Origin of the sequence: Sphingopyxis granuli (assembly GCF_001559015.1) — a bacterium.
Taxonomy (GTDB): Bacteria; Pseudomonadota; Alphaproteobacteria; order Sphingomonadales; family Sphingomonadaceae; genus Sphingopyxis; species Sphingopyxis granuli.
In genome coordinates this window covers 327,778-347,748 of sequence record NZ_CP012199.1, presented here as the reverse complement: position 1 = coordinate 347,748, position 19,971 = coordinate 327,778, and the positions used below count along the sequence as shown (strand labels likewise).

18 protein-coding genes are annotated in these 19,971 nt (G+C 69.3%); 7 read left to right on the top strand and 11 right to left on the bottom strand.

All coding sequences use genetic code 11. The annotated features are described in order from the left end of the window. Positions 1-49: 49 nt before the first annotated feature. Both pheS and pheT read left to right on the top strand, forming a co-directional pair. Positions 50-1,150: a phenylalanine--tRNA ligase subunit alpha gene (pheS, locus tag SGRAN_RS01680; RefSeq protein WP_067180181.1), complete on the top strand. Its 1,101-nt coding sequence runs from the start codon at positions 50-52 to the stop codon at positions 1,148-1,150. After that, positions 1,147-3,543: a phenylalanine--tRNA ligase subunit beta gene (gene pheT / locus SGRAN_RS01675; protein WP_067180178.1), complete on the top strand. Its 2,397-nt coding sequence runs from the start codon at positions 1,147-1,149 to the stop codon at positions 3,541-3,543. The genes pheS and pheT overlap by 4 nt, the downstream gene beginning before the upstream one ends. Before the next feature lie 6 nt (positions 3,544-3,549). On the opposite strand, the gene SGRAN_RS01670 is transcribed toward pheT, so the two are convergent. Next, on the bottom strand, positions 3,550-6,309 hold the full coding sequence (locus tag SGRAN_RS01670; RefSeq protein WP_067180176.1) for a [protein-PII] uridylyltransferase: 2,760 nt from the start codon (positions 6,307-6,309) through the stop codon (positions 3,550-3,552). Beyond that, entirely contained in the window at positions 6,306-8,978 is a 2,673-nt protein-coding gene (gene mutS, locus SGRAN_RS01665) for a DNA mismatch repair protein MutS (protein WP_067186798.1), read from the bottom strand. Before mutS ends, SGRAN_RS01670 begins: the two co-directional genes overlap by 4 nt. 179 nt (positions 8,979-9,157) lie before the next feature. On the opposite strand from mutS, the gene SGRAN_RS01660 reads away from it, so the two are divergent. After that, positions 9,158-11,422, top strand: coding sequence for an NADP-dependent malic enzyme (locus SGRAN_RS01660; protein WP_067180173.1), 2,265 nt, complete (start codon positions 9,158-9,160; stop codon positions 11,420-11,422). A gap of 48 nt (positions 11,423-11,470) precedes the next feature. On the opposite strand, the gene SGRAN_RS01655 is transcribed toward SGRAN_RS01660, so the two are convergent. Beyond that, positions 11,471-11,959 (bottom strand): outer membrane protein assembly factor BamE, encoded by a 489-nt coding sequence (locus SGRAN_RS01655; protein WP_067180170.1) that lies wholly within the window; start codon positions 11,957-11,959, stop codon positions 11,471-11,473. Positions 11,960-12,158: 199 nt separating this feature from the next. Between SGRAN_RS01655 and SGRAN_RS01650 the strand changes: the two genes are divergently transcribed. Then, a complete protein-coding gene (locus SGRAN_RS01650; RefSeq protein WP_067180167.1) occupies positions 12,159-12,701 on the top strand; it encodes a ubiquinol-cytochrome C chaperone family protein in 543 nt (180 codons plus the stop codon). Continuing rightward, entirely contained in the window at positions 12,698-13,225 is a 528-nt protein-coding gene (locus SGRAN_RS01645) for a YceD family protein (protein WP_067180164.1), read from the top strand. Before SGRAN_RS01650 ends, SGRAN_RS01645 begins: the two co-directional genes overlap by 4 nt. Before the next feature lie 242 nt (positions 13,226-13,467). On the opposite strand, the gene SGRAN_RS01640 is transcribed toward SGRAN_RS01645, so the two are convergent. The 3 genes from SGRAN_RS01640 to folE are packed head-to-tail and all read right to left on the bottom strand — an operon-like array spanning position 13,468 to position 15,553. Continuing rightward, positions 13,468-14,193, bottom strand: a complete 726-nt coding sequence (locus tag SGRAN_RS01640; protein ID WP_237233681.1) for a hypothetical protein — start codon at positions 14,191-14,193, stop codon at positions 13,468-13,470. 50 nt (positions 14,194-14,243) lie between these two features. Then, on the bottom strand, positions 14,244-14,930 hold the full coding sequence (locus tag SGRAN_RS01635; RefSeq protein ID WP_067180160.1) for an RNA polymerase sigma factor: 687 nt from the start codon (positions 14,928-14,930) through the stop codon (positions 14,244-14,246). Continuing rightward, positions 14,927-15,553 carry a GTP cyclohydrolase I FolE gene (gene folE / locus SGRAN_RS01630; protein WP_148650948.1) on the bottom strand — a complete coding sequence of 209 codons (627 nt, stop codon included), beginning with the start codon at positions 15,551-15,553 and terminating at the stop codon, positions 14,927-14,929. The genes SGRAN_RS01635 and folE overlap by 4 nt, the downstream gene beginning before the upstream one ends. Before the next feature lie 148 nt (positions 15,554-15,701). On the opposite strand from folE, the gene SGRAN_RS01625 reads away from it, so the two are divergent. Next, a complete protein-coding gene (locus tag SGRAN_RS01625; RefSeq protein WP_067180153.1) occupies positions 15,702-16,229 on the top strand; it encodes a DUF4142 domain-containing protein in 528 nt (175 codons plus the stop codon). Beyond that, positions 16,226-16,546: a cupredoxin domain-containing protein gene (locus tag SGRAN_RS01620; RefSeq protein WP_067180149.1), complete on the top strand. Its 321-nt coding sequence runs from the start codon at positions 16,226-16,228 to the stop codon at positions 16,544-16,546. Before SGRAN_RS01625 ends, SGRAN_RS01620 begins: the two co-directional genes overlap by 4 nt. A 178-nt stretch (positions 16,547-16,724) precedes the next feature. On the opposite strand, the gene SGRAN_RS01615 is transcribed toward SGRAN_RS01620, so the two are convergent. The 5 genes from SGRAN_RS01615 to rpmD form a co-directional block, all read right to left on the bottom strand. Next, positions 16,725-17,378: an adenylate kinase gene (locus tag SGRAN_RS01615; RefSeq protein WP_067108722.1), complete on the bottom strand. Its 654-nt coding sequence runs from the start codon at positions 17,376-17,378 to the stop codon at positions 16,725-16,727. Positions 17,379-17,428: 50 nt separating this feature from the next. Then, complete coding sequence (gene secY / locus SGRAN_RS01610; protein WP_067180146.1) at positions 17,429-18,802, bottom strand: preprotein translocase subunit SecY; 1,374 nt, start codon at positions 18,800-18,802, stop codon at positions 17,429-17,431. A 227-nt stretch (positions 18,803-19,029) separates the two neighbouring features. After that, positions 19,030-19,515 (bottom strand): 50S ribosomal protein L15, encoded by a 486-nt coding sequence (rplO, locus tag SGRAN_RS01605; RefSeq protein ID WP_067108837.1) that lies wholly within the window; start codon positions 19,513-19,515, stop codon positions 19,030-19,032. Positions 19,516-19,569: 54 nt separating this feature from the next. Next, positions 19,570-19,776 carry a DUF1737 domain-containing protein gene (locus tag SGRAN_RS01600; protein WP_067180143.1) on the bottom strand — a complete coding sequence of 69 codons (207 nt, stop codon included), beginning with the start codon at positions 19,774-19,776 and terminating at the stop codon, positions 19,570-19,572. 7 nt (positions 19,777-19,783) lie between these two features. Beyond that, entirely contained in the window at positions 19,784-19,969 is a 186-nt protein-coding gene (rpmD, locus tag SGRAN_RS01595; RefSeq protein ID WP_067108737.1) for a 50S ribosomal protein L30, read from the bottom strand. Between the last annotated feature and the right edge of the window lie 2 nt (positions 19,970-19,971).

The window sequence follows — 19,971 nt, the reverse complement described above, 5'->3', positions numbered from 1 at the left end:
TAGACGATCGCGCGCGCCTCGGCGGGCGGCCGCCGCAGGACGAACGAAGATGAGCGAATATCAGGCCATGCAGGCCCAGCTTGTGGGCGACATCGCCGCGGCCGCCGACCTCGACGCGCTGGAGGCGCTGCGCGTCGCCGCGCTCGGCAAGGCGGGCAGCGTGTCGGCGCTGCTCAAGACGCTGGGCGCGATGAGCCCCGAGGAGCGGCAGGAGCGCGGCCCGCAGATCCACGCCCTGCGCGAAGCCGTCACCGGCGCGCTCGCCGCGCGCAAGGCCGCGCTCGAAGCCGCGGCGCTCGAGCAAAGGCTCGCCGCCGAGCGGCTCGACATGACGCTCCCCGCCGACGCCGCCCCGCAGGGCAGCGTCCACCCGGTCAGCCAGGCGATGGACGAGCTGGCGGAAATCTTCGCCGACATGGGCTTCGCGGTTGCCACCGGGCCCGAGATCGAGGACGACTGGCGCAATTTCACCGCGCTCAACATCCCCGAGACGCATCCCGCGCGCGCCATGCACGACACCTTCTATTTCCCGCCGCAGATGGCGAACGCCGACGGCCGTCCGATGCTGCTTCGCACCCACACCTCGCCGGTGCAGGTCCGCACGATGATGAGCCAGCAGCCGCCGATCCGCATCATCGCGCCGGGGCGCGTCTATCGCAGCGACAGCGACGCGACCCACACGCCGATGTTCCACCAGGTCGAGAGTCTCGTCATCGACCGCGGCATCCACATGGGCCACCTCAAATGGACGCTCGAAACCTTCCTCAAGGCCTATTTCGAGCGCGACGACATCGTGCTGCGCCTGCGCCCCAGCTATTTCCCCTTCACCGAGCCGTCGGCGGAGGTCGATGTCGGATACCGGCAGGAAAAGGGTCGCCGCATCGTCGGCGGCAGCGGCGACGACGAAGGGCATGCGTGGATGGAACTGCTCGGCAGCGGCATGGTCAACCGGCGCGTCATCGCCAATTGCGGGCTCGACCCCGACGAATGGCAGGGCTTCGCCTTCGGCGCCGGCATCGACCGGCTCGCGATGCTCAAATATGGCATGGACGACCTGCGCGCCTTCTTCGACGGCGACCTCCGGTGGCTGTCCCACTACGGCTTCGGCGCGCTGAGCGTTCCGACGCTGTCGGGGGGGATTTCGGCATGAAGATCACCCTCGACTGGCTCAGGGAGCATCTCGACACCGACGCGACCGTCGAGGCGGTGGTCGCGACCCTCAACCGCATCGGCCACGAGGTCGAAGGCGTCGAGAATCCGGCCGAGAAGCTCGCCGGCTTCCGCGTTGCGCGCGTCCTGACCGCCGAGCGCCACCCGCAGGCCGACAAGCTGCAGGTGCTCACCGTCGACGCCGGGCCCGACATCAACGCCGGCGCGCCGTTGCAGGTCGTGTGCGGCGCCCCCAACGCGCGCGCCGGCCTTGTCGGTGTGCTCGGCCTGCCCGGCGCGGTCGTCCCGGCGAACGGCATGGAGCTGAAGGTCTCGGCGATCCGCGGCGTCGAATCGAACGGCATGATGTGTTCGACGCGCGAGCTCGAACTCGGCGACGACCATGACGGCATCATCGAGCTGCCCGCCGACGCCCCCGTCGGAATGCCCTTCGCCGACCATGCGGGCACGAACGATCCGGTGATCGACATATCGATCACCCCCAACCGGCAGGACTGCATGGGCGTGCGCGGGATCGCGCGCGACCTCGCCGCGGCGGGGCTGGGCACGCTCAAGCCGCTCGCCGTCCCGACGATCCTCGGCGAAGGCGAGCCCGCGACCGGGATCGCCACCCACGACCCCGAAGGCTGTCCCGCCTTCTATGGCCGCACGATCGCCGGCGTCACCAACGGCGCCGCGCCCGAGTGGATGCGCCGCCGGCTCGAAGCGATCGGCCAGCGCTCGATCTCGGCGCTCGTCGACATCAGCAACTATGTGATGTTCGACCTCGGCCGCCCGAGCCATATCTACGACCGCGCGACGCTGACCGGACCGCTCGTCGCGCGCCGGGCGAAGGCGGGCGAAAGCGTCGTCGCGCTCAACGGCAAGAGCTATACGCTCCACGACACGATGACAGTGATCGCCGACGATGCCGGCGTCCACGACATCGCCGGCATCATGGGCGGCGAGCATAGCGGGTGCAGCGAGGCGACGACCGACGTCCTGCTCGAAATCGCCTGGTTCACCCCGGAGCGGATCGCGCTCACCGGCCAGGCACTCGGCCTCGCCAGCGACGCGCGCAGCCGCTTCGAGCGCGGCGTCGATCCGGCTTTCCTCGACGACGCGACCGCGATCGTCACCGGCCATATCCTCGCCATCTGCGGCGGCACCCCCTCGGCGGTGACGCGCGCGGGCGCCCCGCCGGTCGCTACGCGGCACGTCGATTATGACCCCGGGCTCGCCGCGACGCTGGGCGGCGTCGCGATCGACCCCGCGCGCCAGCGCGAGATTCTGGAGGCGCTGGGCTTCACGGTCATCGAACAGGGCGCACGCTGGCAGGTCACGGTGCCGAGCTGGCGCCGCGACGTCGACGCCGCGCCCGACATCGTCGAGGAAGTGGCGCGCATTCACGGCTTCGACGCCATTCCCTCGACCCCGTTGCCGCGCAGCGACGGGGTGGCGAAGCCGACCGCGACGGCCGAGCAGATGCTCGAACGCCGCCTGCGCCGCGCCGCGGCGGCGGCGGGTTTCCACGAGGCGGTGACGTGGAGCTTCGTCAGCGAGCGTGAGGCGGCGCCGTTCGGCGGCGGCACCTGGGCGCTCGCCAACCCGATCAGCGAAGATCTCAAGGTGATGCGTCCTTCGCTGCTGCCGGGCCTGCTCGCCGCGGCCGCGCGCAACGCGAATCGCGGCGCGGACAGCATCCGCCTGTTCGAGATCGGCCGGCGCTATCTGGCCGATGCCGAGCATCCGACGCTGGCGCTGCTGATGGCGGGCGAACGCCGCGCGCGCAGCTGGCAGGCGGGCAAGGCGCAGCCCTTCGACGCGTTCGACGCCAAGGCGGCGGCGCTCGCGCTGCTCGAAGCCGCCGGCGCCCCCGCCGACCGGCTGCAGGTGATGGAACCGGTCGCCCAGGGCGCGATCTGGCATCCGGGCCAGGCGGCGACGCTCCGGCTCGGCCCCAAGGCGGTGCTCGCCGAGTTCGGCGCGCTCCACCCCGCGCTGACGCGGCATTTCGACGTCGACGGACCGGTGATGGCGGTGCAGATTTTCCTCGACGCGATCCCGGCGAAGCGCGCGAGCGGTCCGGCCCGCGCGGCCTTTACGCCGCCCGCGCTGCAGGCGGTGCGCCGCGACTTCGCCTTCCTCGCTCCCGAAACGCTCGCCGCCGCCGACCTCATCCGCGCGGTGAAGGGCGCCGACAAGGGCGCGATCACCGGAGCCCGCCTGTTCGACCGCTTCGCCGGCCAGGGCGTTCCCGAAGGACAGGTCAGCCTGGCCGTCGAGGTTGAACTGCAACCGGCGGAAAAAAGCTTCACCGATGCCGATCTGAAGGCGATCGCCGACCGGATCGTCGCCGCCGCCGCGAAACTGGGCGCGGTGCTGCGGGGATAGGCCGGATCAGGCGGCGACGGCATTCTCGCTGCGGCTCGCGGCGGCTTCGAGCAGGCGCTTTTCCAGCGATCTCACGCGCGCCGCGCTGTCGATCTTGTCGCCGATCAGGTCGGTGACATAGAAGGTGTCGACCGCGCGCTCGCCATAGGTGGCGACATGCGCGCTGTGCACCGTCACCTTCGACTGGAACAGCGCATAGGCAAGCTGGTTGAGCAGCGCCGGGCGGTCCTGCGCATTGACCTCGATCACGGTGAAGCGGTTCGACGCCTTGTTGTCGATGAAGACGTTCGGCGCGACGCGAAACGCCTCGGCGCGGGTGCGCGGCAGCGCGCGCGCCTCCAGCTTCGGCAGCAGCTTCTGGCGGCCCGCCAGCGCATCCTCGATCGCCCGCGTCAGGCGGACGATCTGCTCCGCCTCGGCAAAGGGGCGGCCGAGCGGATCCTGGACCAGGAAATTGTCGAGCGCGAGCCCGTCGCGCGTCGTGTGGATACGCGCGTCGATGATGTTGCCGCCGGCGAGGTGGATGCCCCCGGCGATGCGATAGAAGAGCCCCGGATGGTCGGCCGCGAGCACCATCACCAGCGTCGCGCCGCGATCGTCGTCGGGCACCGCCGCGATATGCAGCGGGGCGCCGCCGGCCTTCTGGATATGGATCAGGTTCGCCGCGATCACCTCGACCGGCTCGGCGATCCAATAGCTTTCGGGAAGCCGCCTCGCGAGCCGCGCGAACGCCTTGTCGTCGAGCGCGAGCAGGCGCTGCGCCTCTTCCTTCTTGCCCGCGATCCGCGCCGCCCGCCCGCGCTGCTTGTGGCCGAGGCGCAGCACCTCTTCGGCGGCGTCGAACAATTCGGCCAGCAACTGCCGCTTCCAGCTGTTCCACACGCCGGGGCCGACCGCGCGGATATCGACGACGGTGAGGACGAGCAGCAGGCGCAGCCGCTCGGGGCTCTGGACGACCTGCGCGAAGTCGAGGATCGTCTTGAAATCGGCGAGGTCGCGCTTGAACGCCGTCGCCGCCATCAGCAGGTGATGACGCACCAGCCACGACACCGTCTCGGTCTCCGCCTCGGTCAGCCCGAGCCGCGGGCAGACGCGCAGCGCGAGTTCGGCACCCAGGATGCTGTGATCGCCGCCGCGCCCCTTGGCGATGTCGTGGAGCAGCACCGCGACATAGATGACGCGCCGCGACTGGACATGCTGCATAATCGCGGTCGACAGCGGATGATCGTCCTTCAGCCGGTCCTGCTCGATGTCCGAAAGCAGGCCGATCGCGCGGATCGTGTGCTCGTCGACCGTATAATGATGATACATGTCGAACTGCATCTGCGCGACGACGCGGCCGAAATCGGGCACGAAGCGGCCGAACACCCCCGCCTCGTTCATCCAGCGCAGCACCGTTTCAGGGTCGCGCGGGGACGTCAGCACGTCGAGGAACAGGGCATTCGCGCGCGCGACGCGGCGCACGCCCTGCGTCTCGATCAGCTTGGCGTCGTGGCGCGCCTGGCGCATCGCCTGCGGGTGGATTTCGAGGCCATGCCGGTCGGCGAGCGCGAAAATCTCGATCAGCCGCACCGGGTCCTGCTGAAAGAAGTCGTCCGACGGCAGCGCCAGCCGGCCGCGGTCGAGCACGAAACCGTTGAGCTTGCCCGGCCGTCGCCGGATCGTCGGCAGGAAGCGGCGGCCGCGCGCCGCGAGCTGGTCGTCGAGATGCGCGAGGAAGGTGCCGGTGAGGTCGCCGACGCTCTTCGCATGAAGGAAATAGAGCTGCATGAACCGCTCGACCGCGCTCTTGCCCGGGCGCTCGGCGAACTGCATCCGCGCCGCGATCTCGCGCTGGACGTCGAAGGTCAGCCGGTCCTCGGCGCGCCCCGCGAGCATGTGGAGATGGCAGCGAACGGCGAGCAGGAAATTCTCGGCGCGCGCGAACTGGCGCAGTTCGCGGCTGGTGAGCAGCCCGGCGTCGACCAGTTCGGGAACGGTGCGCACGCGGTGGATGAACTTGCCGATCCAGAACAGGGTGTGAAGGTCGCGCAGCCCCCCCTTCCCCTCCTTCACATTGGGTTCGACGACATAGCGCGAATCGCCCATCCTCTTGTGCCGCTCGTCGCGCTCGGCCAGCTTGTCGGCGACGAAGGCGCGCGCATTGCCCGCGACCACCTCGGCATCGAAACGCGCCGAGGCCTGATCGTAGAGCGCCCGGTCGCCCCACACGAAACGCGCCTCGAGCAGCGCGGTGCGCACCGTCAGATCCTCCTTCGCGGCGCGGATCATCTCGTCGAGCGAGCGCGACGAATGGCCGACCTTCAGCCCGAGATCCCACAGCGTATAGAGCTGCGCCTCGATCACCTGCTCGGTCCAGCTCGTCTGCTTGAACGGGGTCAGGAAGCCGATGTCGACGTCGCTGAACGGCGCCATGTCGCCGCGGCCATAGCCGCCGACCGCGACCAGCGTCAGCCGCTCGCCCGCCGACGGGTTGCTCGCCGGATAGAGGTGGTGGATCGTGAAATCGTGGCTCAGGCGGACGATCTGGTCGGTCAGAAAGGCGGTCGCATGCGCCGTCACCCGCCCTGCCGACGGATGGAGCAGCAGCCGGCGGCCGATCTCCGCGCGCCCCGCGTCGAGCGCCTGCCGAAGCAGCGCGACCATCGCGCGGCGGCGCTGCCCGGTATCGCCCGTCTCGGCCGCCAGCGCGTCGAGCCGCCCCGCCAGCGCGCGCCGGTCGATGATCGCGCGGCGGTCGTCGAGATGGGCGAACAGGTCGGTCATCGCCCGCTCCCCTCCTGCTCGGCCCATAGCTGCTTCAGCCGGTAGAGCGCATCGAGCGCTTCGCGCGGCGCGAGCGCATCGGGGTCGATGACGGCGAGCGCCTCGCGCAGCGCGTCGGGCTTCGCCGCGGGCGCCTCGGCGATCGTCGCGGCGAACAGCGGCAGGTCGTCGAGCCCCGCGGCGAGGCCGCCGGTCGCCTCGCGGCCCGCCTCCAGCTTCGCGAGCACCGCCTCGGCGCGCTTGACGACGCCCGCGGGAACCCCGGCGAGTCGCGCGACGGCGAGGCCGTAGCTGCGGTCGGCGGGCCCCTCGGCGACTTCGTGCAGCAGGACCAGATCGCCCTGCCATTCGCGTGCGCGGACATGATAAAGCGACAGCGCGTTCAGCGTTTCGGCGAGCCGCGTCAGCTCGTGATAATGCGTCGCGAACAGGCAGCGGCAGCGGTTCGCCTCGTGCACCGCCTCGACCACCGACCAGGCGAGCGCGAGCCCGTCGTAGGTCGAGGTGCCGCGCCCGACCTCGTCGAGGATCACGAAGCTCTGCGGCGTCGCCTGCGCTAGGATTGCCGCGGTCTCGACCATCTCGACCATGAAGGTCGAGCGCCCGCGCGCCAGATTGTCGCTCGCCCCGACGCGGCTGAACAGCCGGTCGACGAGCCCCAGCTTCGCCGACGCGGCGGGCACGAAGGCGCCCGCCTGCGCCAGCACGACGATCAGCGCGTTCTGGCGCAAGAAGGTCGACTTGCCGCCCATGTTGGGGCCGGTGACGAGCCACAGCCGGTCGGCCTCGGACAGCGCGACGTCGTTGGGCACGAAGCGCTCGCCGCTTTTCGCCAGCGCCGCCTCGACCACCGGATGGCGTCCGCCCGACACGTCGAGGCACGGATCGTCGGCAAGGTCGGGGCGGCACCAGTTGTGGCTCATCGCATGATCGGCGAGCGCGGCGGCGACGTCGAGCCGCGCGAGCACGTCGCAGCTTGCGGCGATCGCCTCGCGCCGCGATACCGCGGCCTCGGTCAGCGCTTCGAGGTGCGCCGCCTCGGCGGCGACCGCATGCACCCCCGCCTGCGTCACCCGGCTCGCCGCCTCGTGCAGGTCGGACGCGTTGAAGCGCACGACGCCCGCGAGCGTCTGGCGGTGGGTGAAGCCCGATTCGGGCGCCATCAGCGCGTCGGCATGCTTCGCGGGCACCTCGACATGATAGCCGAGCACGCCATTGTGGCGGATCTTGAGCGAGGCGATGCCGGTGCGGTCGCGATAGCGCGCCTCCAGCGCCGCGATCGCCTTGCGCCCGTCGCGCGCGGTCTCGCGCAACGCGTCGAGCGCGGCGTCATAGCCTTCGGCGATATAGCCGCCCTGTGCGGAATCGACCGGCGGCGTCTCGATCAGGGCGCGCGACAGTTCGTCGACCAGCGCGCCATGCCCGTCGAGACCGGGAAGCAGCCGGGCGAGCAGCGGCGGCAGGTCGGGCCGCCGCGCGAGCCGTTCGCGCAGCAACCGTGCGCCGCCGAGCGCGTCGCGAAGCTGCGCGAGGTCGCGCGGACCGCCGCGCCCCGCAACGAGGCGGCCGAGCGCACGGCCCGCATCGGGCAGCGCGCGCAGCGCAGCGCGCAATTCGCCGCGCCACAGCGCGTCGCGCGCGAGTGCATCGACAAGGTCGAGCCGGTCGAGGATCGCGCCCTTGTCGGTCAGCGGGCTCGCGAGATCGTCGGCGAGCAGCCGCGCGCCGGCCGCGGTCACGGTCCGGTCGATGGTGCCGAGCAGGCTGCCGTCGCGCGTTCCCGCCATCGTGCGGACGAGTTCCAGGCTTTCGCGCGTCGCCGCGTCGATCGCCATCCGCCCCGACGCGCTGTGCCGCACCGGCGGCTGGAGAAAGACCGCGCCGCCGGTGCCGACATGGTCGAGATAGGCGGCGATCGCGCCCATCGCCGCGATCTCGCCGCGGGTGAAGGCGCCGAAGCCGTCGAGCGTCTGGACCGCGAACAGCGACTCGAGCCGCTTCTGCCCGGCACCGCTCGAAAATTCGCCGGCCGGGCGGCGCACCACCTGCCGCGCGGTCCAGGCGGGAAGCGCCTCGGCGGTTTCGCTCACCAGCAGTTCGGACGGCGCGAGCCGCGCGAGTTCGGCGTCGACCTGATCGGGGCGGACCGCGACGACTTCGAAGCGGCCGGTGGAAATATCGGCGGCGGCGATCGCGATCTCGCTTTCGCTGCCGACCTGCGCGAGCGCGGCGAGCCGGTTGGCGCTGCGCCCTTCGAGCAGCGCCTCCTCGGTCAGCGTCCCCGCCGTCACGAACCGCACGATGGCGCGCGCGACGAGCGCCTTCGACCCGCCGCGCGCCTTCGCCTCGGCCGGGGTTTCGACCTGTTCGGCGATGGCGACGCGGTGTCCGGCACGGATCAGCCGCGCAAGATAGGATTCGGCCGAATGGACCGGCACGCCGCACATCGGCACCGGCTCTCCGCCATGCTCGCCGCGCGACGTCAGCGCGATGTCGAGCGTCGCGGCGGCGGCCTTCGCATCGTCGAAGAACAGCTCGAAGAAATCGCCCATGCGGTAGAAGAGCAGGCAGTCGCCCGCCTTTTCCTTGAGCGACCAATATTGCGCCATCATCGGCGTCGCGGCGGGGGCGGCGTTGCTGTTGGCGGCGGTGCGGGCGGTTGCGGACATCGAACCCTGCTTAGTGATTGAGGGCGGCATGGCAAGTTCGCGCATGGCTATCGCGGAAGAGTGGGACGGATGACCCCTGTCCCGCGAATCTTTTTCGCTCAGCCCGGTTACAATCGCCGCCGGTGACGCTAGGGGATTGGGAAACGGCGCGGGCCTTGAACGAACCCAAGGGGAAAAATATGGACAGCGGCAGCAAGGTGCAATTTTCGGACCGCGAGGCCCTGCTCTACCACGAACACGGCCGACCCGGCAAAATCGAGATCGTCGCGTCGAAACCGATGGCGACCCAGCGCGACCTGAGCCTCGCCTACTCCCCCGGCGTCGCGGTCCCGGTCAAGGCCATCGCCGACGACCCCGCCACTGCTTATGATTATACCATCAAGGGCAACCTCGTCGCCGTCATCTCGAACGGCACCGCGATCCTCGGCCTTGGCAATCTGGGCGCACTCGCCTCGAAGCCGGTGATGGAGGGCAAGGCCGTCCTCTTCAAGCGCTTCGCCGACGTCGATTCGATCGACCTCGAGGTCAAGACCGAGGACCCGCAGGCCTTCATCGACGCGGTCGAACTGCTCGAACCGAGCTTCGGCGGCATCAACCTCGAGGATATCGCCGCGCCCAACTGCTTCATCATCGAGGCGGCGCTCAAGGAAAAGATGAACATCCCGGTGTTCCATGACGACCAGCATGGCACCGCGATCATCACCGCCGCCGGCCTGATCAACGCCTGCCATCTGACCGGGCGCGATCTCAAGGACATCAAGGTGGTCGTCAACGGCGCCGGCGCCGCGGCGATCGCCTGCACCGAACTGATCAAGGCGATGGGCGTCCGCCACGAAAACGTCATCATGTGCGACCGCAAGGGCACGATCTACCAGGGCCGCGCCGAAGGGATGGACCAGTGGAAGTCGGCGCACGCGGTGCCGACCGAGGCGCGCGACCTGATGCAGGCGCTCAAGGGCGCCGACGTCTTCCTCGGCCTCTCGGCCGCGGGCGCGCTCAAGCCGGAGATGGTGAAGGACATGGCGCCGGCGCCGATCATCTTCGCGATGGCGAATCCGGACCCCGAAATCTCGCCGCCCGACGCGCGCGCCGCGCGGCCCGACGCGATCATCGCGACCGGGCGCTCGGACTATCCGAACCAGGTCAACAACGTCCTGTGCTTCCCTTTCATCTTCCGCGGCGCGCTCGACGTGCGCGCGACCGCGATCAACGAGGAGATGAAGATCGCCGCCGCCTACGCCATCGCCGACCTCGCACGCCAGCAGGTGCCCGAAGAGGTCGCGGCGGCCTATGGCGGGCGCGCCGCCAGCTTCGGCCCCGAATATATCATCCCCTCGCCATTCGACCCGCGGCTGATGGAAATCGTCCCCGCCGCGGTCGCGAAGGCGGCGATCGACAGCGGCGTCGCGCAGCGGCCGATCGCCGACATGGCCGAATATCGCACCCGGCTGCGCGCCCGGCTCAACCCGACGACCTCGGTGCTCACCCTCGCCTATGAAGCGGCACGGGCGAATCCGAAGCGCGTCGTCTTCGCCGAGGGCGAGGAGGAAGTTGTGCTGCGCGCCGCGATCCAGTTCCGCGACGGCGGCTACGGCATTCCGGTGCTCGTCGGGCGCGAAGGGCTGCACGACATGCTGCGCGACATGGGCGTCGCCGACCCCGAAAGCTTCGAGGTCCACAACAGCGTCAATTCGCCGCACGTTCCGCAGATGGTCGAGATGCTCTACGAGCGGCTCCAGCGCCGTGGCTATCTGCGCCGCGACATCGAGCGGATGGTCAACCGCGACCGCAACATCTTCGGCTCGCTGCTGCTCAAGCTCGGCCTCGGCGATGCGATGATCACCGGCGTCACCCGCACCTATTCGCAGACGATGCGCGAGGTACGCCGCGTGATCGACCCGGCCGAGGGCAAGACCGCCTTCGGCATCCACGTCCTCGTCGGCCAGCATCACACCATCTTCATGGCCGACACGACGGTCAACGAACGCCCCTCGGCGGAAATGCTCGCCGACATCGCCGAACGCACCGCGCAGGTCGCGCGGCGCATGGGGCATGAACCGCGCGTCGCCTTCCTCTCCTATTCGACCTTCGGCAACCCGCCGGGGTCGTGGCTCGACAATATCCGCGACGCGGTGCACATCCTCGACGAACGCCGGCCCGAATTCGAATATGAGGGCGAGATCGCGCCCGACGTCGCGCTCAACGCGAAGGTGATGGCGAACTACCCCTTCTGCCGCCTGTCGGGACCGGCGAACGTGCTGGTCATGCCGGGACTGCAATCGGGCAATCTGTCGGCGAAGCTGCTGCGCGAACTGGGCGGCAGCGCCGTCATCGGCCCGATGCTGATCGGGATGGAAAAGCCGGTGCAGGTCGCGACGATGGCGTCGCCGGCATCCGATCTCGTAACGCTGGCCGTGCTCGCCGCCGGCGGCATCGCGGGGTAGGACCCGGCACCCTCCCCCCGCATACCGGCGGCGGGGAGGGCGGGAGCCTTATTGGCCGGGCGTTCCGCCGCCCATGCCCGGCGCCCCGACGGCGCCGATATTGCCGAAGATGTCCTCGAAGAAGCTGCGGCTGCGGCCCAGCGTCGGCGTCTTGTCGCCATTGGGATTGATCTTGCTGACCTGGTCGAGCCCGGTGCGATCGACCGCGGCGACATTGCCCGCGGGGTCGAAGCGGACCCGCAGCACCTGCTGCGCGACCGGGCGCGGATTGGCGAAGGCCAGCGCCCGCGTCTCGCGTGACAGATAATAATAATCGTTGTTGCTGAACTGGCCGACGAAGGTCGGGTGGCCCAGCGTCCGTTCGACCGATTCGCGATTGTCGACCCCGGGGGTGATCGCGTCGGTCAGCACCGGGTCGACCACATAGCCCTGCCGCCCGCGAAGCTGCGTGCAGCCGCTGGCGGCCAGCGCGACGATCAGTCCCACCGCCAACAGGCGCAGGCGGGGGGCGGCAAGGACAGGCTTGGCTTCGAACATCAGCAATCTCCGTCGCGCGCAGTCCTGACCTCGCCCCTGGCCGCCCGCCCCGGCGACCGACGCAGGCCGCTGCGCATCTCCCGCGCCTCTTAACCGCAAGCAGGCGCGGCGCACAAGCCGCTTGTCGCGCGACGACCCCGGCGCGCCCGGCGACAGCCGCCCCCTTTTCCGCGCCGCCGATTGCGCCTAAGCGGGCGGGATGATCTCGCTCCGCAAGCTCTTTCGGCCCGACCCCGACCCCCGCGAGGCGCGCCGCCCGCTGTGGCAGGCGGTCGTCGCGACGGCCCGCGCCCCGCACTGGTATGTCGAGGGCGGCGTTCCCGACACGCTCGACGGGCGTTTCGACATGATCAGCCTCGTGCTCGCGCTGGTCCTCCACCGGATCGACGAAGAGCCGGAGCAGACGATCGCCGGCGTGCAGCTCACCGAATTGTTCGTCGCCGACATGGACGGCCAGATGCGCCAGATCGGCTTCGGCGACATGGTCGTCGGCAAACAGGTCGGGCGGATGATGGGGGCGCTCGGCGGACGGCTGGGTGCCTATGCCGCGCCCGATGGCTCGCCCGAACTGCGCGCGGCGCTGGTCCGTAACCTGTGGCGCGGGCAGGCACCCGCCGAAGCCGCGCTCGCGCATGTCGAGGCGCAGGTGGCGGCGCTGCGCACGGGGCTCGCGGCGATGCCCGTCGCCGCGCTGATCGCCGCCGACCGGCTGCCCGGAGACGCGGCCGGAGACGGGGCATGAGCGCGACCGAATTTTCGCACTTCGTGACGCTGGCCGAGGCCGGGCAGGGGCGCCGCATCGCGATCGAGGCCGACGCCGCGGCGCGCGCGCGCATCGCCGCGCGGCTCGGGCTGGTCGCGCTCGACCGCTTCGCGCTGACGGCCGAGGTGCGCGCGGTCGCCGGCGGCATCGCCGCCACGGGCGCGGTTGAGGCCGATGTCGTGCAGTCGTGCGCTGCGACCGACCTGCCGGTGCCCGCGACGCTGCGCGAAGATTTCGACCTGCGCTTCCTGCGCGAGGTGGAGACCGGAGACGCGGCCGATGAAGAGATCGAGATCAGCGGCGAGGATTGCGACATATTGCCGCTCGACGGCGACCGGATCGATCTGGGCGAAGCGGCGGTGCAGACGCTGTCGCTCGCGCTCGACCCTTTCCCGCGCCACCCCGACGCCGACCGCATCCTCGCCGAAAAGGGCGTGCTGAGCGAGGAACAGGCGGGGCCTTTCGCGGCGCTCGCCCGGCTGCGCAGCAAGCCCGACGCCTAGAGCATCGTGCATCGAATGGACTCGTCATTGCGAGCGGCGAAGCCGCGCGGCAATCCAGAGTGGGCGGCAACCGCTCTGGATTGCTTCGCTCCGCTCGCAATGACGAGTCCATGCGATGTCATCATCCGCTAAGCCGGCGGATCAAGGGGCCGGTCGGCCACGCCCCCTGAACTCCCATTCTTCTCTGCGATCTCAGCGCCTCTGCGCGAATCGATCCAGCGGAATCAAACCCGCCATTCGGCCTAATCCTTCGGCGCCTCCCTGACGAGATCGGCGACCGCGGCGTCGAGTCCCGGCTCGCGCGCCGATTCCCTGTCTTCGGCGTCCGGCTTCGCCTCGTCGTCCCTGTCGTTCCCGCGCTCGACCGCCAGCGCGCCGCCGAGGGCGTTCGCCAGCCCGGCGAGCTGTTCGCCGATCACCGCATCGACCGTGGGCGCAATGTCGGCGATCTTGAAGCGCATATAGCCGCCGACGACATAGTCGAAGCGGATCGCGCTGCCGGTCGGCATCTCCTTGATCTGGATCGTCAGCGTGCCGGTCAGCGCCTCGCCCTGCAACGGGCCCAGCGCGCCCGACAGGCGCAGCAGCTGGTTGGGCTTCGCGAACAGGATGCGCGCATGCTGGACGCTGCCCATCCCCGACCCCGCGTCGGGTAGCTTTTCGCAGAAACAGCCGCCGGCCTGCGAATCGAGCCAGAAATTGGCGGCATCGCCCGACCAGCTATGCTCCTTCGACCACCATTTCTGGGGCATGCGAAGCATCGCCCATACATCGTCGGGGCTCGCCGCGACCTGCGCCGTGTGCGCGACGGTGAAACCGGCATCGCCCTGGTCGATCACCTTGGCGTGCGCCGGCGCGGCAACGACCGCCGCGGCGAACAGCGCCCCGGCGAAACAGCTTCTGCGCTTCATGTCCCATTCCCCCAGCCCCGGCGCCGCGCCCGATCGGCGGCGATACCGTGCGGCCATACTGGCTTTTCCACGCGGAGGAAATCACCCGAGTCGCAGGGGCTGCTGGTTCAACCGCACCATTGCGCCACGACACGCGCGGTCAGCGCATGGCAGTCGGCGCCGGCGAAGGGAAAGCTGCCGCTGAGCGCGAGGCGAAGCTCGGGCGACAGCAGTTGCTGGAGCCGCCGCCGCGCCCGCAGGCAGCGCGTCTTGACCGTCGCCGGCGAGATGCCGAGCAGCGTCGCCGCATCCTCGACCGACACGCCTTCGATCTCGCGCAGGACGAAGGTGGTGCGGAATTCGGACGGAAGCTGCGCGATCGCCGCCTCCAGCATCTCGCGTATCTGGCCCTGCGCCAGTTCGGCGTCCGGCTTGCTGCCCTGCATCGATCCGCGCATCAGATGATCCCGATAATCGTTGAGGTCGACGACCGACGTCGCATCGAGCCGCTTTCGCCGGCGCTCGCGCGCCCGGGCGCGGCCCAGCGCCTCGTTGATCGCGATCCGCGTCAGCCAGGTCGACAGCGATGAGCGGCCCGCGAAGCTGCCGATCGCCGCGAAGCCGCGCATATAGGTGCTTTGCACGACGTCCTCGGCTTCGGCGCGTTCTTTGAGCACGCTCCAGGCGACGCGAAACAGCCGCTGATTGTTGCGCTCGGTGACGATCCGCACCGCATCGCGGTCACGCGCGGCGATCCGCGCCGCCAGTTCGACGTCGGACAGGATGCCGGGATCGGTCCGGGTCTGCACCGTCATCCGTCCATCCTCCCACCATTGCCCCGACACGGCAAAGACGCGAGCAGTTCGCGGCGAAGCGCGGCGTCGGCGCCGAACTCGCCAAGCCAGCATTTGGTGACCAGCGAAACGCCGTGCTGCCGAACCCCGCGCGTCGTCATGCAGCCGTGCGTGGCCTCTATGATCACCGCAACCCCGCGCGGTTGCAAGGCCTCGTCGATCGCCCCGGCGATCTGCCGCGTCAGCCGTTCCTGCAACTGCAGCCGCCGCGCATAGGCATCGACGAGCCGCGACAGCTTGGAGATGCCGACCACCCGGCCTCGCGGGCGATAGGCGACGTGCGCGACCCCGACGATCGGCGCCAGATGATGCTCGCAGGTCGAAACGAGCGGAATCGAGCGCAGCAGGACGGTTTCGTCATAACCCGCCGCATCGCCGAAGCTGCGGTCCAGCAGGCGATGCGGATCGACCCGATAGCCGGCAAACCATTCGCGATAGGCGCGCGCCACCCGCGCCGGCGTGTCGGCCAGCCCCTCGCGCGCGGGATCGTCGCCCGCCGCGGCGATCAGGGTGCGGACCGCCGCTTCGACCGCGGCCCGCGACGGCGGCGCCTGCGTCCCGCACGGGGATTCGCCCGCCGCCATCGCGACCGGTTCGGGATCCGGATCGTACATTTCCATTCGCGCCTCCAGCCTCGTGACGCCCATTGGATGCCGCGCCGCGCGACAGGTTCCCGGGAACCTTATCGCCACGGCGCCATCCAATGGCCGCATTCGGACAAGGAGAAGCACGATGCTCAAGACATTCCTGCGGATCGGCGCCGCAGCGGCGCTCGCCGTCGGCGGCACGGCCTGGTCGCACGACGCGGCGAAGCCCGGCGACGCGCAGATCGCCCATATCGCCTACACGGCCGGACAGATCGACGTCGACGCCGGCAAGCAGGCGCTCGCCAAATCGAAGAACCCGGCGGTGCGGGCGTTCGCCGAAGAGATGGTGCGCGACCATGGCGCGGTGAACGAGCAGGCGCTGGCGCTGGTCGGGCGGCTCGGCGTGACGCCGGAGGCCAATGCGACGAGCGCCGCGCTGACCGCGCAGGCGGCGCAGAAGCACGACGAACTGGCGAAGCTCGACGGCGCCGCCTTCGACCGCGCCTATGTCGCGAACGAAGTCGCCTATCATGCGACGGTCAACGGCGCGCTGCGCGACCTGCTGATTCCGTCCGCCAGCAACGGCGAGTTGAAATCGCTGCTCGAAACCGGGCTGACGCTGTTCGGGGAGCATCAGAAGCACGCCGAGCATCTGGCCGCGAGCCTCCGGTGAGGCGCGCGCTCCTCTGCACCCTCGCGCTCGCCGCCGTGCCGCTGCTCGGCGGCGCGGCGCCCGCGCCCCGCGTGCACCAGGTCGTGATCGACAAGATGAAATTCGGTCCCGTGCCGCCGGGGGTACGGGTCGGCGACACGATCCTGTGGATCAACAAGGACCTGTTCCGGCACACCGCCACCGCACGCAACGGCAGCTTCAACGTCGATCTGCCGGCGGGAAAGAGCGGCAGGACGCTGCTCAGGCGGCCCGGCGCCGTCCGCTTCTATTGCATCTATCATCCGGGCATGACGGGGACGCTAACCGTCGGGCGCTAACGGCTTTCAGGTCCGAACCACCGGACCGGATGGGCCGGTTCTAGACCGTGATGCCATCGAATGGACTCGTCATTGCGAGCGGCGGAGCCGCGCGGCAATCCAGAGCGTGCGGTAACCGCTCTGGATTGCTTCGCTCCGCTCGCAATGACAAAGGGGGTCAATCCAGAGTCATCGGAGTCTAGCCGCCGAGAATCGCCTCGATCGCGCCGTTCACCGTTTCGATCGGCGCCATGCCGTCGACCTTGCTGACGATGCCGCGCGCTTCGTAGATCGGCAGGATCGGCGCGGTCTTGGCGCGATATTCGGCCATGCGCGTGCGCACCGTCTCCTCATTGTCGTCGGGGCGCCGCTTGAACTCGTGGCTGCCGCAGACGTCGCAGGTTTCCGCGACCTTCGGCTGCTTGTGGCGGTCGTGATAGCCTTCGCCGCACTGCGCGCAGGAGAAACGCCCGGTGATGCGGTCGACGAGCGCATCCTCGTCGACGACCAGTTCGATGACATGGTCGAGCTTGCGGCCGCGCGCCGCCAGGATTTCGTCAAGCGCGGTCGCCTGCGCCGCGGTGCGCGGATAGCCGTCGAAGATGACCGACGTGTCGCCGCCCAGTTCGTCGAGCCGCTCGCCGATCAGGCCCGAAACGATCTCGTCCGACACCAGCCCGCCCGCGTCCATCACCGCCTTCGCCTGCTGGCCCGTCGGCGTGCCCGCCTTGACCGCGGCGCGCAGCATGTCGCCGGTCGAGAGCTGGATCATGCCATGCTCCTGCTCGAGCCGCGAGGCCTGCGTCCCCTTCCCCGCTCCCGGCGGGCCGAGCAAGATGATGTTGCGCGTCATGAAAGCCCCTCTTTGTTCCCTGATCCGTCGCGGTGGCCGTAACCGACGCCTCAGCGGCGTGCAATGCCGCCTTTCAGTTTGGCCTTCTTGATCAGGTCGCCATATTGATGCGCCAGCATGTGGCTCTGCATCTGGGTGATCGTGTCGATGGTCACGTTGACGACGATCAGCAGGCTGGTACCGCCGAGGTGGACGGGCAGGCCGGCGTTGGCGATGAAATATTCGGGGATGAGGCAGATCAGCGCCAGATAGGTCGCGCCGATCACCGTGATGCGCGTCAGCACGAAATCGAGGTAGGCCGCGGTGTTCTTGCCCGGGCGGATGCCGGGAATGAAGCCGTTCTGCCGCTTCAGATTGTCGGCGGTTTCCTCGGGGTTGAAGACGACCGCGACATAGAAGAAGCAGAAGAAGATGATGCTCGCGCCATAGAGGCCCATGTAGAGCGGCTGTCCGACCGCCAGATACTGGTTGAGCGTGATCAGGAAATCGCCCCACACCGATTCGCCCGATACGCGGTTGCCGAGCATCTGGGTGATGGTCAGCGGCATCAGCAGCAGCGACGAGGCGAAGATCGGCGGGATCACGCCCGCGGTGTTGACCTTGAGCGGCAGGTGGCTGCGATCGGCCTGCATCACCCCGCGCTGGGTCGCGCGCTTCGGATACTGGACGAGGACGCGGCGCTGCGCGAGTTCCATGAAGCTGATGAAGGCGATGATCACCGCGCCGCCGACGAAGACGAGCAGGACGGTGCCGCCGCCCATCGAACCTTCGCGGACCTGCGTGAACATCTGGCTGAAGCTGCGCGGCAGCTGGGCCAGAATGCCCGCCATGATGATCAGCGAGACGCCGTTGCCGATGCCGCGGCTGGTGATCTGCTCGCCCAGCCACATCAGGAACAGCGTGCCGCCGACGATGCTGATGACGGCGCCGACGCGGAACAGCATGCCGGGATCGACCACGGCGCCGACGCCCTGGCTGGCGCCCAGCGTCTCGAGTCCCACCGCGACGAAATAGCCCTGGATCGCGGTCAGCCCGACCGTGCCGTAGCGCGTATACTGGTTGAGCTTGGTGCGCCCGCTCTCGCCCTCTTTCTTGAGCGCGGCGAGCGTCGGCGACAGCGCCGCGGCAAGCTGCACGACGATCGAGGCGGTGATATAGGGCATGACGCCGAGCGCGATGATGCTCATGCGCTCGAGGCTGCCGCCCGAGAAGGTGTTGAACAGGTCGAGCACGCCGCCCGACGCCGCCTGGCTGTAGAGCTGCGACAGCGCGACCGGGTCGACGCCCGGCAGCGGAACATAGGACAGGAAGCGAAAGACGATCAGCGCACCGATCGTGAACCAGATGCGGTTCTTGAGCTCCGTCGCCTGGCCGAACTTCGAGAAGTTCAGGTTGGCAGCAAACTGGTCGGCGCGAGAGGCCATGCTATCTTTCCTCAGTGGCGGACCGCGCCCCCCGCGACCCGGGCGCCTATGTGCGTTCGCTCAGGCCGAAGCGCAAGGGGAAAGGCCCATTTGGGGATGCGATCTTCACAACGCCCCATCTATCCGTTCGCATCGACGGGTGTCTCGACTTCGCTCGACACGAACGCGAATCTGTCGTCTCTAAATGGCGAGGGGGCGGTCCGGACGAACCGCCCCCTCGCAATCCCTTACTCCGCCTTCGCTTCCTCAGCGGCGGCGGCGGGCAGTTCGACCTTGCCGCCGGCCTTCTCGACCGCGGCGACCGCGCCCTTCGACGCGCCGGCGACCGCGAAGCTCAGCTTGGCGGTCAGTTCGCCCTTGGCGAGGAGGCGGACGCCGTCCTTACCGCCGCGCGCGACGCCCGCGGCCTTCAGCGCGGCATGATCGACGGTCTTCTTCGGATCGAGCTTCTTGGCATCGACCAGCTTCTGGACCTGCCCCAGGTTCACGATCGCGAAGTCCTTCGCGAAGATGTTGTTGAACCCGCGCTTCGGAATCCGCATGTGGAGCGGCATCTGGCCGCCCTCGAAGCCGTTGATCGAGACGCCGCTGCGGCTCTTCTGGCCCTTCTGGCCGCGGCCGCCGGTCTTGCCCTTGCCCGAGCCGATGCCGCGTCCGACGCGCATCCGGCCCTTGCGGGCGCCATTGTTGTCACGAAGATCGTTGAGCTTGATAGTCATTGCACTCGCTTTCGCTGTGTTCGCGCTATGGACCGTCCCCCTCGGGGGCTAGTCCGGTTCGATTTCACTCGACGGCTGAAAGCCGGGATAGGGCCCGGCCTTCTCCATCACGATGGCCTGGGCGACGTAGCCGCGGCCATCGACCTGGGTGATCGATGGGCTGCCGTGAAGCTGCCATCCCCGGTTGAGCAGACCCTCGACGCGCGCGCAGAAGGCGCTGTCATCGGGTCCGGTCAACAGGCGATAGAGCTTCATCGGTGCGTCAGCCCTCGATGATTTCCACCATGTGCGGAAGCTTGCGGATCATGCCGCGCACTTCCGGGGTGTCGACCAGCTCGACCTCGCGGTTCATCTTGCCCAGCCCGAGGCCGGTCAGGATCTTGCGCTGGTCCTTGGGCCGGCGGATCGGCGAGCCGATCTGGCGGATCTTGATCGTCTTGTCGGCCATCG

Coding starts and splice junctions, on each gene's coding strand:
- pheS (WP_067180181.1), top strand. CDS start 50: ATGAGCGAATATCAGGCCATGCAGGCCCAGCTTGTGGGCGACATCGCC.
- pheT (WP_067180178.1), top strand. CDS start 1,147: ATGAAGATCACCCTCGACTGGCTCAGGGAGCATCTCGACACCGACGCG.
- SGRAN_RS01670 (WP_067180176.1), bottom strand. CDS start 6,309: ATGACCGACCTGTTCGCCCATCTCGACGACCGCCGCGCGATCATCGAC.
- mutS (WP_067186798.1), bottom strand. CDS start 8,978: ATGTCCGCAACCGCCCGCACCGCCGCCAACAGCAACGCCGCCCCCGCC.
- SGRAN_RS01660 (WP_067180173.1), top strand. CDS start 9,158: ATGGACAGCGGCAGCAAGGTGCAATTTTCGGACCGCGAGGCCCTGCTC.
- SGRAN_RS01655 (WP_067180170.1), bottom strand. CDS start 11,959: ATGTTCGAAGCCAAGCCTGTCCTTGCCGCCCCCCGCCTGCGCCTGTTG.
- SGRAN_RS01650 (WP_067180167.1), top strand. CDS start 12,159: ATGATCTCGCTCCGCAAGCTCTTTCGGCCCGACCCCGACCCCCGCGAG.
- SGRAN_RS01645 (WP_067180164.1), top strand. CDS start 12,698: ATGAGCGCGACCGAATTTTCGCACTTCGTGACGCTGGCCGAGGCCGGG.
- SGRAN_RS01640 (WP_237233681.1), bottom strand. CDS start 14,193: ATGGCCGCACGGTATCGCCGCCGATCGGGCGCGGCGCCGGGGCTGGGG.
- SGRAN_RS01635 (WP_067180160.1), bottom strand. CDS start 14,930: ATGACGGTGCAGACCCGGACCGATCCCGGCATCCTGTCCGACGTCGAA.
- folE (WP_148650948.1), bottom strand. CDS start 15,553: ATGGCGGCGGGCGAATCCCCGTGCGGGACGCAGGCGCCGCCGTCGCGG.
- SGRAN_RS01625 (WP_067180153.1), top strand. CDS start 15,702: ATGCTCAAGACATTCCTGCGGATCGGCGCCGCAGCGGCGCTCGCCGTC.
- SGRAN_RS01615 (WP_067108722.1), bottom strand. CDS start 17,378: ATGACGCGCAACATCATCTTGCTCGGCCCGCCGGGAGCGGGGAAGGGG.
- secY (WP_067180146.1), bottom strand. CDS start 18,802: ATGGCCTCTCGCGCCGACCAGTTTGCTGCCAACCTGAACTTCTCGAAG.
- SGRAN_RS01600 (WP_067180143.1), bottom strand. CDS start 19,776: ATGAAGCTCTATCGCCTGTTGACCGGACCCGATGACAGCGCCTTCTGC.
- rpmD (WP_067108737.1), bottom strand. CDS start 19,969: ATGGCCGACAAGACGATCAAGATCCGCCAGATCGGCTCGCCGATCCGC.